This is a genomic window from Candidatus Defluviilinea gracilis (genome assembly GCA_016716235.1).
GTDB classification, from domain to species: domain Bacteria; phylum Chloroflexota; class Anaerolineae; order Anaerolineales; family Villigracilaceae; genus Defluviilinea; species Defluviilinea gracilis.
Window position 1 is genome coordinate 287,043 of record JADJWS010000003.1, and the last position, 12,565, is coordinate 299,607.

General features: G+C 54.3%; 12 protein-coding genes. 3 read left to right on the plus strand and 9 right to left on the minus strand.

Going from position 1 to position 12,565, the window contains the following annotated elements; all coding sequences use genetic code 11:
• Positions 1–9 precede the first annotated feature (9 nt).
• Both IPM31_15235 and IPM31_15240 read left to right on the plus strand, forming a co-directional pair.
• Positions 10–1,134 (plus strand): transposase, encoded by a 1,125-nt coding sequence (locus IPM31_15235; GenBank protein ID MBK9008336.1) that lies wholly within the window; start codon positions 10–12, stop codon positions 1,132–1,134.
• A complete protein-coding gene (locus IPM31_15240) occupies positions 1,064–1,576 on the plus strand; it encodes a transposase (protein MBK9008337.1) in 513 nt (170 codons plus the stop codon). Before IPM31_15235 ends, IPM31_15240 begins: the two co-directional genes overlap by 71 nt.
• A gap of 104 nt (positions 1,577–1,680) precedes the next feature.
• Here the strand turns inward: IPM31_15240 and IPM31_15245 are convergent, their stop codons facing one another.
• The 7 genes from IPM31_15245 to IPM31_15275 form a co-directional block, all read right to left on the minus strand.
• Positions 1,681–2,085: an STAS domain-containing protein gene (locus tag IPM31_15245; protein MBK9008338.1), complete on the minus strand. Its 405-nt coding sequence runs from the start codon at positions 2,083–2,085 to the stop codon at positions 1,681–1,683.
• Positions 2,086–2,262: 177 nt separating this feature from the next.
• Positions 2,263–3,159 carry a DMT family transporter gene (locus tag IPM31_15250; GenBank protein MBK9008339.1) on the minus strand — a complete coding sequence of 299 codons (897 nt, stop codon included), beginning with the start codon at positions 3,157–3,159 and terminating at the stop codon, positions 2,263–2,265.
• Positions 3,160–3,162: 3 nt separating this feature from the next.
• Positions 3,163–3,909 carry an HAD family hydrolase gene (locus IPM31_15255; GenBank protein ID MBK9008340.1) on the minus strand — a complete coding sequence of 249 codons (747 nt, stop codon included), beginning with the start codon at positions 3,907–3,909 and terminating at the stop codon, positions 3,163–3,165.
• A gap of 8 nt (positions 3,910–3,917) precedes the next feature.
• Entirely contained in the window at positions 3,918–6,212 is a 2,295-nt protein-coding gene (locus tag IPM31_15260; protein ID MBK9008341.1) for a fused MFS/spermidine synthase, read from the minus strand.
• Between the two features lie 12 nt (positions 6,213–6,224).
• Complete coding sequence (locus IPM31_15265) at positions 6,225–7,559, minus strand: HlyC/CorC family transporter (protein MBK9008342.1); 1,335 nt, start codon at positions 7,557–7,559, stop codon at positions 6,225–6,227.
• Between the two features lie 52 nt (positions 7,560–7,611).
• Positions 7,612–8,670, minus strand: coding sequence for a selenide, water dikinase SelD (selD, locus tag IPM31_15270; GenBank protein ID MBK9008343.1), 1,059 nt, complete (start codon positions 8,668–8,670; stop codon positions 7,612–7,614).
• A 78-nt stretch (positions 8,671–8,748) separates the two neighbouring features.
• Positions 8,749–9,762, minus strand: a complete 1,014-nt coding sequence (locus IPM31_15275; GenBank protein MBK9008344.1) for a prohibitin family protein — start codon at positions 9,760–9,762, stop codon at positions 8,749–8,751.
• A gap of 53 nt (positions 9,763–9,815) precedes the next feature.
• On the opposite strand from IPM31_15275, the gene IPM31_15280 reads away from it, so the two are divergent.
• Positions 9,816–10,487 (plus strand): hypothetical protein, encoded by a 672-nt coding sequence (locus IPM31_15280; GenBank protein ID MBK9008345.1) that lies wholly within the window; start codon positions 9,816–9,818, stop codon positions 10,485–10,487.
• Here the strand turns inward: IPM31_15280 and IPM31_15285 are convergent.
• Positions 10,484–11,416: an Ig-like domain-containing protein gene (locus IPM31_15285; GenBank protein MBK9008346.1), complete on the minus strand. Its 933-nt coding sequence runs from the start codon at positions 11,414–11,416 to the stop codon at positions 10,484–10,486. The genes IPM31_15280 and IPM31_15285 overlap by 4 nt on opposite strands.
• Positions 11,417–11,428: 12 nt before the next feature.
• Positions 11,429–12,541, minus strand: coding sequence for a UDP-N-acetylglucosamine 2-epimerase (non-hydrolyzing) (wecB, locus tag IPM31_15290; GenBank protein ID MBK9008347.1), 1,113 nt, complete (start codon positions 12,539–12,541; stop codon positions 11,429–11,431).
• Positions 12,542–12,565 lie beyond the last annotated feature (24 nt).

Below are 12,565 nucleotides of genomic sequence, written 5' to 3' on the forward strand. Positions count from 1 at the left end.
AATAGGGAGATGAACAACCGAAACCTCACCTTCAAGCCGTACGCAATGGAGCAGTTGAGTCTGCTGCCGCCGAGTTTGGAAGAATTGATCCCTGAAAAACATCTGGTACGGGTGGTCAATCGCGTCGTGGATGAGCTGGACATCGAGCCGCTTTTAGCAAAATACAAAGGGGGCGGGACGAGCAGTTATCATCCGCGCATGATGTTGAAGGTGATTGTGTATGCCTACACCCAGAAGATCTATTCGTCGCGGAAGATCGAAAAAGCGCTGTGGGAGAATATTGGCTTCATGTGGATCAGCGGGGGCAACCGGCCGGACTTTCACACGATCAACAACTTTCGGAGCGACACGTTGAAGGAAGCGGTGCGGAAAGTGTTCGCTTCGATGATGGAGCTTCTGGTGGAAGAGGGCTACGTGAAGATGGAGAATTACTTTGTGGATGGGAGCAAGCTGGGCGCCAACTCCAACCCGCACAAAGTGGTGTGGGCGAAGAAGACGCAGAAATACAAGGAGAAACTACAACAGCAAATTCAGGCGTTGCTGGATGAAATCGAGCAGGTGAACGAACGCGAGAATGCAGTATACGGGGAGGAAAACCTGGGAGAACTGGGCGAGCAAAGCGAGTTGACGGCCGAGAAGGTGAAGCGGAAAGCGGCGGAGATCAACGCCCAGTTGAAGGAAAAGCCGCTGACGCCGGAACAGAAAAAGGCAATGAAGAAATTGGAGCAGGAGGATGTGCCGCGTTTGGAGAAGTACGAAGAGCAAGAACGCATTCTGGCGGGACGCAACAGCTATTCGAAAACCGACCCGCAGGCCAGCAGTCTGCGCATGAAGGAAGACCGGGCGGCGCGCAAGCCGCTGGCGCGCCCGGCTTATAACGTGCAAATAGGAACCGAAGGACAGTTTGTGGTGGGCTATAGCCCACCAACAAGCCGACGATACCAGTTGCTTCATTCCCCATATGCAACAACAGCAGTTTCCGCAGGGCAAACAATTCAAAAACGTGTCTGGCGACGCAGGCTACGGCAGCGAAGAAAACTATGCCTATTTGGAAAAGCACGGCATGGGGAACTACCTCAAATACAACACCTTCCACCAGGAGCAACACCCGCCGCGCAAACCCGAACTGCTTGAGAAGATGCGCTTCAAGTCAACCTGCTTTCCCTACGATCAGGACAAGGATCAGTTCGTGTGTCCCGCCCACCATCGCATGGTCTATATCGAAACCAAACCCTACCAATCCAAAAACGGCTTCTTATCTGAACGGCGGGTTTATGAATGTTTGGAGTGTGCCGCCTGCCCTCTCAAACCCAAATGCACCAAAGCCAAAGGCAATCGCCAAATGCAAGTCGGATTTGAACTCCGCCGCTATCGTCAGCAAGCCAAAGACAACCTGCTTTCCGAGCAGGGTATGGCCTTGCGTAAATTACGAAGCATTGAACCCGAAACGGTCTTCGGGGACGTGAAACAGAACATGGGCTTCCGAAGGTTCATGCTCCGAGGGTTGAAAAAAGTGGATGTGGAGTGGGGTCTGGTGTGCATGGCGCACAATTTACGAAAACTGGCGATCCAATGACCGCCAGTTTTTTTGTCTCTTGCTCCGTTTACGCCGTTTTCTCAACTTGTTCTTCCCCTTTTTAGACAACCCCTCTGCGCGTGTGAGGCGAATCAGGTCGCCCGTCAGAAAGAAGCGACGGCGGTTTTCATGTCTGTGAAAGTTTGGATGAACATGTCGAATCCCGCCGTTTCGAATCCCACACGCGCTTCCGGCGACAGGTTGAGAAGTTTGAGGTGCGGAGATTTGTACGTCCCCGCGCTGATTCCCTGTCGCACATCATCGTCGTTCATGGAAGTGTCCGGGTCGAGGTCGCGGAGTTGGTTGAACACATCATGGAGCGCGCGCAGACCGGCGCTGCTGACAAATTTCGCATGGGAGAGATCGACCAGAATGTGGCGCGCGCCTTTCGCGATGGAATCGTTAGCCGCCGCTTGAAACGCTTCTGATGTCAGCGAATCGATATTTCCATCCACATGCATGACCGTGACTGGCACTCTGCCGTTTTCAGTAAAGGCTTTAACTTCCATGGCATTCTCCGTTTGATAAAACTTTAAATCATAGGGCTGACGCAGTTGAACCTGTTGCGCCGTAGTTGCGCGGCGGCGGCAGTATAACTGCCCGCCAACTGTGTGAGTCCCGAATCATTATACAGTTTTCACGCCAAATTGCAACTGATTTTGTCCGAAATTGGGACGAGTTGGCGCTCAGGCGTTTGGAGTTTCAGGTTGGGAGGTTTGGCGCGTACGGTTGACGATATAAATTCCTGCCAACGCGAGCCCGCCGCCCAGCCCCTGCCAGATCGTGGGGATTTCGCCGAGGAAAGGAATCGCCAAGAGTGTGGTGACCACTGGTTGCAGGATCATTGTCGGGGCAACGATGGACGCCGGCAAGTGACCAAGCGCGTACGCGAGCGACATATAACCGATCAGTTGTGAGACGATCGCGGTCGCGAGAAAGACAAGCCAACTCTGCGCGCTGTAGCCGGTAAGCGAATAACCGAGCGCAAGGTTGACGACGAATAACGCGAGGCTGGCGCCTGCTCCAACAAACCAGATATGGGTGAACGAGTCAAATGTTTCGCGGCTCTTCTCCGTGAAGAGGAAGTAACACCCGTAAAAGAAGCCGGTAAAGATCGCCATCACATCTCCAACGCCGAAGCGCGGATGCAGGATAAAATCGGCGCTGATGATGAGGGCGGCGCCAAACATCGCCAACCCCAAACCCAGCCAAAATTTTCCCGGGAAGCGTTTTTTGTAGATCAACCATCCAGCCAGGGCAACCCAAAGCGGCGCAGTGTTGCCGAGCAAGGTGGCGTTCGAAACTGTGGTGTATGAAAGGGAAGAGGTCCACAAGGCGAGGTCGAAAGCGGTGAAGATCCCAGCCAGAAGCGGAAACATGATCAGGCGCGAACGGACGGATGGATTGGCGCGGGCGCGCGGCAAAAAAAGCGGCAATAACAAAAATATCGAAAAGAACAGCCGATAAAAAGCGGTGACGGGACCCGGGGCGTTTGCCCAGCGCACAAACATACCGGAGAAACTTAATGCCAGAACGCCAACGCCCAGCGCGGCATAAGCAAGCGCGGATTTATTTTGACTCATGAATTATTGGACTTGCAGTCGATCGAGAATGGAAGGCAGTTCTGCCAGAGTGGAGATCGTCGCGTCAGGCGTGACGTCAGCCTGTTGCGCCGGGCGCGAGTTTGCCCGCCTCGTCAGCCACACCCCGAACAAGCCCGCGGCTTTTGCCCCTTTCACATCGGCGGTTAGGTTATCTCCCACCATCACAGCTTCCGAGGGCAGGAAGTACCAGTTGGAAAGCGCCATCTCGAAGATGCGCGGATGCGGCTTGCGATAACTGCAGGCCGCGGAGGTCAATACAAAATCGAAGTAGCGCGAAATTCGGAACTTTTGAACCATCTGTTGCACATCCTTGTCGTCGCCGGCGTTCGAGATCAGCCCCATGCGGTAACCGTCTGCTTCGATCTTTTTCAGAGTGGAAAGGGTGTCGCTCTCCAATACCCAGTTTGTCTGCGTGACCGCGAACAAACGGTCCAGCGCGTTGCGGATGAGATCGTCCGAAACATCGTCATAGCCTTTGGAGCCGAGAATGTCGCGCAGGACGAATGAGTAGGTTGTCTCGAACAGGTCTTTTTCGCGCTGGCTGAAATACGAGTCCAGTCTTTTCCGAAATTCCAACGGGAAGGTGGATAGATTCAATTCAAGACCCTGTTCGCGCAGGTATAAGGTCAGGGCTTCGTCTCCCTGGGCGCTGATGGGGCGCGTGGCTTCCCGCTCGAACATGAGCGTTCCGCCAAGGTCAAAAATCACTGCGCGAAGAATGTTGGGCATGGTGTCCGCTACTCACAACGGATGGGACGTCGTGAAGGAGGCGAAAAGTAATAATACTCGAGCCATGGGCGGGTGTCCGTCAGAATAGGCGTATCTTTATCTTTTTCGAGGATGCAATGGCGATCGCCGATGTATTGCGAAAAGATCGCTTCAGGTTTGAGAGACTCGCGCGCGGCGTCCGCGAAAATCCCATTGTTTAATTCGGTATACGCGGAGTATCCTTTTGCCATGTAAGCCCGGTCAAATTCAATTTCGTGGTTCCCAGCGACAACCCAATCTCGGAACTGCTCGAGATGGGGGAATACGGTTGCGGCAGTCATGGGAATCAGGTGTCGTTCGTTCATCCAACCGCAGAATATACCACCAACTGCGAGGTGAGAACGATACAACTCCATCGCTTCGCGCGAATAGAGGTTGTTGTGTCCAGCGGTATAACTGTAGAGCGGGTCAATGAAAATCAGATCGTATTGTTCGGCGGGGTTGGCATACAAATAGCGCCGGCCGTCATCCGCAATGTATTGAACGCGGGAGTCAGCAAACGTGCTTTGCGCAACCGGCGCGTACGTATTCAGCAGACTGCCGAGATCTTCCATCAATTCGACGATAGTGATCTCTTCCACGCCGGGCATGCGTGTCAGGAAGTAGGCGGTGTTCGCGCCGCCCAGCCCGATGATCAGAATTTTCCGCGGGCGGCTCGCGCCGGCGCAGGTGAATGCTGAGCGCTCGTAATCGCCATAGGTTGGGAAATAACTGTTTTGAATACCACCGATCCACAGCGTGGACGGCGAAGACGGCGTTTCTCTATATCCTATGGCTAGCACGCTTTCGCCGGTTTCGCGCACAAGGACAGGCGTATTGGTCGCAATGGAATATAACTTTTCATAGAAAGTTCCTTGCCGGGGCGCGATAAGCACGAGGATGATCAGAAATGCGGGGAGCCAATATATTTGTCTCCCAAGGTTCTGCCTCCTGCCCCAAACAAGGCTGGTGAAAATAAGGCTGAGCAGACACAGCACTTTGAAGGTCAACTCGGCGCCCAGGGTGGAAAAGAACACAAAACTGATTGCCAGCGACCCCATCACAGAGCCAAAGATGTTGGCTAGATGAACATCTCCCACGCGTTTTCCAGAAACGCTAGCGCTGGTGATGGCGATTCGATCCAGCAGAGGTAAGCCGCCGCCCATCATCAGGCTGGCAGGGAGGACAAGAATCAGAATCGGGGAAAAGTACTCGAAAAGGCTTGAGAGCATCAACCGCCGCGAGAATACCAATCCATTTTCTGTTTTCACAAAGGAAAGGACAGGCTGTTGGGGATTGTTAAACGATTCCCTGATTTGGTCTTGGAGCGCAGGGTAGTGCAATGCCGCCCAAACAGCCAACCAGGAAAGCAGTATGACGATTCCGCTGCCCAGTTGTAGTTTCCAGAACAGCGCAACCCGGTCTTTGCTCTGGTCCGCTTTGCGCCCCCAGAGAAAGCCCCCGATTGCCAAACCCACCAGGAAGACGAATAATACGCTTGGGAACCCGTAGGCTGTTCCTTTGTTGATCACCCCGAGAACGCGAAACCACAGCATCTCAAACCCCAGATTGATGAAACCGGACAAGAAGGCGGCAATTAATATCGCGCTGTATGAAATGGATGCCGCTGATTCGGGATTGTTTTCAACCTTTTGCGCGCGATCAACAGGCTTATTGTTCTTAAAAAGAGCTACTGCTCCGATACCGACGAGAACATTGAGCGCCACCGCCACTTGGGTTGCGCCATCGAAGCCCAGCCATCCGATCAGGAAATACCCGGCGACCAATGCTCCAAGCCCGGCTCCGAGCGTGTTGATCCCGTAGAGTAAGCCGATCACGTGACCGGAGATTTCTACGCGATTCACGAACGATTGGGTGAGCAAGGGCAGTGTCATGCCCATCAACGCCGTAGGGATGAGCAGAAGCGCGAAACTGAATAGAAACACCAACGGATACGGGCTTCCCGCCGTGCGTTGACCGATCCAGTGGATGAGATCGGGGCTACAATATCCGAAGACGGCTATTCCCATCTCAACAATGCCATAGACCAGGACGACGCGTTTAAGCCGGCGGGCAATTCGTCCACCCAGGAGCGACCCTATGCCAAGCCCCGCCATATACGCGGCAACGATCAGTGTGATCGCGGTCGTGGTGACCCCGAAATAGATTTCGAGCAAGCGGTGCCAGACGATCTGGTAGATCAAACCGGCGGCGCCAGACAATAAAAACAACACCGCGATGATCAACAATCGCGAATTATCTTCCGACCTGGTTGAATTCATCATAATGGAGAGATTCTAATTGACTATGACCGGCTCTTGCCCGGCAGAGCGTTGCGGCAACGTAGTGACGAGCACCTTGTCCACGCGGCGGCCGTCCATGTCGATCACTTCAAAACGCAGGCTGTGCCATTCAAAATGATCGGCGGCTTGCGGCACGCGCCCGAGCGACACCATCACGAATCCGCTCAGGGTTTCGTATTCATCCTCATGCGGAAGGGCTTGCACTTTGAAGATCTCTTTGAACTCATCCACCTCGAGCATACCGTCCAATAGCCACGAGCCGTCTTGTCGTTGTGTGGCTTGCGGCTCTTCGTGTTCCATCTGCCCGACGATCTCTTCCAAAATATCGTTGATGGTGATCAACCCTTGCAACCCACCGAACTCATCGATGACAAGCAGAATTTGAGTTCCCTTTTCTTTGAAGACTTCGAGCGCGCGCGAGGCGAACATGGTCTCTGGGATAAAGAACGCCGGTTTGAGCGTGTCTTTCAAACGGATATCCCCTCCGCTCAGACTCTTCACCAGTAGATCCCGCGCTTTGACGATCCCAAGGATCGAATCAAGCGTTCCCTGCCGCACCGGGAAGCGCGAATAATCGCTTTCGCTGATCTTCTTGCGGATATCGTCCAGCGAATCGTTGATGTCGAGATATACAATATCTGTGCGCGGGGTCATCAATGAGTACACGCGCTGGTCGCCGAGACTGAAGACGCCTTCCACCATGTCGTGCTCGGCTGCCTCAAAGACCCCCGCTTCCGTTCCCTGGTCGATCAGCAATTGGATCTCTTCCTCAGTGACCGGCGGTTCTTCGTTGATCTTGACGCCTAATAACCGCAACACCGATTCTGTTGAAAAACTTAGAAACCGAACGAACGGAGAAAAGATCCGCGAGAAGAACAGCATGGGGCGCGCGACGAACGACGAGACCTCTTCCGGGTCGCGCAGCGCCAACCGTTTTGGGACAAGCTCGCCCAACACAAGCGACAAATAAGTGACAGGCAACACGCCAATCAGCAAACCGATCAGTTCGCTGTAATTTTCCATGGCCGGGAATTGTTCCAGTTGACGGTCGATCCAAACGCCCAGCGTTGCCCCGGTGAGGGCGCCGATGGTCAAGTCTATGGATGTAATTCCGATTTGGATCACGGATAGAAACTGATTTGGGTTTTCCGTCAATTTCAACGCGATGCCGGCGCGATCATCGCCTTTATTTTTTTCGTTTTGCAAGCGGGCTTTGCGCGCGGAGAGTAAAGCCGTCTCTGCCATTGCCAACACGCCGTTCACAAGAATTAAAACAGCAATGGCGATCAACCCGGAGGTGAAATTAAATTCTATGGGGATTTCTGACATGATGATGTGGACGTTTCCAAACTTTTTCTTATTGTACTATGGATGCAACGCTTCATTCGACGCGGATGCCTGCTCCCGCTTCGACGCGCCCGATCACCCAGACGGGTTGTCTCAATTCCTCCGCGCGCGCGATGAACGACTCCAAGTTCTCTTGCGGAACGCCGAGCAACAATCCACCGCTGGTTTGCGGATCGAACAAGAGCATTTGATTCTCTTCATCGATCGATTCGGCAAACTTCACCTGCGACTCAAAATGCGACTTGTTATCGAACGCGCCGCCGGCGAAACAGCCTTTCTCGGCGTATTTTCGCGCGCAGGAAATCAAAGGGATCTTTGCAAACTCCATCTTCAATGAAACACCCGACGCGTTCGCCATTTCCAAGCCGTGACCTAACAAGCTGTAGCCGGTGATGTCCGTTCCGCCGCGCAGACCGAACTCCACTGCCAATTGACTCGCCTCTTTGTTCAAACGTTTCATCCAATTGACTGCTTCAAGCAAATCGTTTGCATCCACTTGTCCGCGTTTCAATGCTGTTGTTGTCACTCCGAACCCTAGTGGCTTGGTTAGCACAAGCGCGTCGCCGACTTTGAGTCCGCCTTTGCTCAGCATTTTGCGCGGGTCAACAAATCCGATGACGACCAGCCCGAACTTAGGTTCTTTGTCTTTGACTGTATGCCCGCCCGCAATGACCACCCCCGCCTCGCGCGCTTTTTCCGCGCCGCCGCGCATGATCTCGCTGGAAATTTCATTGGGCAAATTATCCGGCAATGCGGCGACGTTCAGCGCAAGGAACGGCTTGCCTCCCATCGCGTACACATCCGACATGCTGTTTGCCGCGGCGATGGCGCCATAGTCGTAGGCGTCGTCCACCACTGGGGTGAAGAAATCGGTGGTGACCACGAGCGCGCGGTCTTCGTCTAAACGCCAAACAGCCGCGTCATCCGGTTCGCGCAGACCCACTAAAAGGTCCGGATAAGAGGCGGCGTCGAAGATGTCTTTCACAGGACGCAGAACCTGCGTCAGCGCGTCGGCGCTTAATTTGGACGCTCAACCCGCGCACGTCGAAAGAGTCGTGAGGCGGATTTCGCGTCCCGTTTGTGGGATGGGCATGGCTGAAGAAGAAACGTCCCGCAGGTTTGTTGGGAGAGTCTGGGTTTGTTACGAAACCTGCGGGACGGTGATATTGATTTATTGCGGAAGTTGCGGCGAGCCCGGCAACGGCAGGATGAATTGATTGCCAGACGGGATGAAGATGGTTTGCACGCCCGGCGCAAGTTTTAAAATATATTGGTATTGAAGCAGTTCGGGCGTGAGCGATGCGGCGAGCAACTGATTGGCTTGGGCGTCTGCCTGCGCTTGAATGACGACCGCTTCCGCCTCGCCTTTCGCCGCGATGACAGCCGCGTCCGCGAGACCTTGCGCCTCCTGGCGGGCTTGTTCGGCTTCCTGTTTTTTCTGTTCCACGATGAGCGCGGCTTGCAATGCCTGTTGTTCGGCGATCTGTTTTTGCTCCACTGCCGCGGCGTACTCCTCGCTAAAGTGAATATCGCGCAGGATGAAATCGAGCAGTTCGAGGTTGTTGTCCGAAAGAGTGCTCGCCAGTTCGTCGGTGATGATCTGAACCATCTCTTCGCGCTTGGTCGAGACAACCTCCTCTACACCATATTGTGAGACCGCGTCGCGGATGGAGCCGCGCGTTTCCGGGCGAACGATGCCGCTTTCATAGTTCTCTCCCCAAGCGATGTGGAGTTGTACTACTTTGGCAGGATCAATGCGATAAATTACTGTTGCGTCTATGATCACTTCCTGTCCGTCTTTTGTGCGGGCGCGGATCGAGTCTTCGCCGGTATCGGGACCCTGCTCCGGTAAAAATGACATGGTATACGTTTGATTGGAGATCGAATAAGGCACCATTTGCTCGACACCCGGCAAGATCCAATGCAAGCCGGACTCCAAAGCCGCCGGGCGAATGCCTCCCGCGCTAATGGTTTTGACAATGCCGCGCTCGTTCGACTCAACGTAGACCAAGCCCGAGCCCAGGATCGTTAAGACGACAGCGACGACTAAAACAATGAGCGCGCTTGCGCTTGATCCTTTTGCGGTTTGGTTGCGGCTGGCGCGGATTGCCGCCATAATTCCCAGCGCGATTGCGGCAACCCACGCAAGACCTGCCGCCGTGCGAATCACATCAACGATATTCATAGTTCCTCCGGTTGTAAGTTGAAATAATTATACCGCCATGATACGATGGCGCTATGCATACGGGACGAGGACGGATAATCGAATTGATTTTGCAAGACGGAGGACGCGCCGCGCGCGTCTCCTGCCCAACGGAATTAACTCCCGCGCCGGGGCAATATTTGCTCGCCGGCGACGATTCATACGCGCCTCTGCCTGTTCCAGTCCATTTTACGGATTCGGCGCCGGGAGGTTTTATCGTCTCGCCTGTCCCCGACTTTTGGATGCCCGGTACAGAAATTTCATTGCGTGGTCCGCTCGGAAATGGATTTGCGTTGCCAGCCTCTGCCAGAAAAGTTGGACTGATCGCGCTGGACAGCTCGCCCTCGCGCTTGCGCGGATTAATTCTCCCTGCGTTGACTCAAGGAGCGGCGGTTGTTTTCGTCAGCGATTCGCAAGTGGAGAATTTACCCGATGAGGTGGAAGTCCAGCCGCTGTCGGCTCTGGGTGATGTTGTTGCGTGGGCTGATTACGCCGCGTTCGATGTGACGCGCGAGAATCTGCCGGGGTGGATGGAAAGGCTGAGGGAACTGAAGCAGGCATCCACGTTGAAAGAAGCGGAGATTTTAATCCGCGCGCCGGTCCCGTGTGGCGGAGTCGCAGAATGCGGAGTGTGCGCCGTCGTCACGAAGTCTGGTTGGAAGATGGCTTGCAAAGACGGACCAGTGTTTGCGTTGAGGGAAATTTAATACCAAATTCGGAACGAGATGATTGTCTGCTGAGTTTGCCCCCCGGCTTCCACGCGGACCTGGATGGAAACAAGCTCGCCCGGTTGTTGATCGGTAAAGCCGAACGAGATTCGCGCCACGCCGTGCGAGTCGGTGAGCGCGGTGAACGTCTGCGCGTTGCCATCGGGGAGTTGCACTGAAATATTTACATTGGCTCCAGGCACGCCCCGAGCATTTTGGTCTTGCACAAAAACTGAAACCGTTTGGTTGTCGTTTGCGCGGGTGATGGATCGCGCCACGAAGGCGCGGGTATCGAACGAGACGACCGGGGCAATGGACGCGTCGAGGGGTTGTGCCGGGATGAGATACGAACGCTCTTCACCGAGGCGGTCAAAATAATTTTGACCGAGCTGAGAAATTTCCACGCGGGTTGGCTCTCCCTGCGCGCGCCATTCGAAACGGGCGTTTTCAAAATATTGGATGTAAATTTCGTTTTGTTCCTCGGCGTTCGAGACTGGGTTTCCGAATTGCTCCGCGCCGCCGTTGGTGTTGTAAAACTTGAGGAAGTCATAACACACTTGAAACCCGGAGATCGTTTTACATGCCGACGAGTTTTGTGGTTCTAGTTGCGCGCCAGGTTGGTGGAGAGCCGCGCCGATGGGCGTCAGTCGAACGGTTTCATTCCCTTGGGCGTCGACGACGAGTTCGAAGCGGGCGCGTTGGAAGTATTGCACTGTCATCCCATCGCGGGAGGTGAAGCGGCTCGTGATGGGAAAACCGTATACCAGTTCGGGGTTTGGCGCGTTGTTGTAAAACCGCAGAAAGCCTCCCTCCACAAAATGCCCGGTCTCGCTGAAGTACGCGCTATGAGGCGGGTTCTGGGCATTGCACGAGGCTAATGCCAACACAAGAACCGTAACCCAAACGCCAAGCGTGCCGGTTGCTCTCATGCAGACATTATATTACGCCTTCAATAACGCTTCAACAATTCGTTCCGCCGCGTGACCATCGCCGTACGGATTCGCCGCCCTCGCCATCTGCGCGTACGCGGACGCATCATCCAGCAGACGATTCGCTTCTTTCGTAATTCGGTCTGTTTCAGTTCCCACCAGCTTTAATATCCCCGCCTCCACTCCCTCCGGGCGTTCGGTGGTCTCGCGCATCACCAGCACAGGGATTCCAAACGTCGGCGCTTCCTCTTGAATGCCGCCCGAGTCGGTGAGGATCAACGAGGCGTGTTTCATCAAATGCGCGAGCGGAAGATAATCCAGCGGCGGCAACAAGGTGATTCGTGTTACGTCTTTCAAGATTCGGTTGACGGGTTCCTGCACATTCGGGTTGAGGTGAACGGGATAAACAATTTCCACATCCTCGCGCGAGGCGAGTTGTTTGAGCGCGTTGCAAATATTTTCCATCGGCTCGCCAAAATTTTCCCTCCGGTGTGCTGTTACCAAAATCAATCGCTTGCTCGCCAATTCTCTACTCTCTATTCTCTCCAACAACTCACTAATCTCTTTCGGCTCTGGCTGATCTGCCACAAACTTCAACGCGTCAATGACCGAGTTGCCCGTGACAAAAATTGTTTCAGGTTCAACGCCTTCATGCAATAAGTTCTGCTTCGACCATTCTGTCGGCGCGAAGTGCGCATCTGCTGTGACGGTGGCAATGCGGCGATTGATCTCTTCGGGGAACGGATGCCATTTGTTGTGAGTCCGCAGTCCCGCCTCCACGTGACCGAATTTGATCTTGCGATAAAACGCCAGCAGGGAGGTGTTGATGACAGTGGTTGTGTCGCCGACTGCCAGAATCCAATCGGGTTTGAATTCTTCCAGCACCGGGTCGAGGTGAGTGAAAATCCCCGCGCTGAGTTGCGCCAATGTCTGTCCTTCGCGCATCAAGTCGAGGTCGTATTCGGGCTTGATCTCGAACAACTCCAACGCTTGATCGAGCATTTGACGGTGCTGGGCAGTGACGCATACCCGCGCTTCGATTCCCTCCGTTTGTTGGAGCAAGCGGACGATGGGAGCCATTTTGATGGCTTCGGGGCGGGTGCCGAAGACGGAGAGGATTTTCATAAGGAGAGATGTGAATGGTAAATA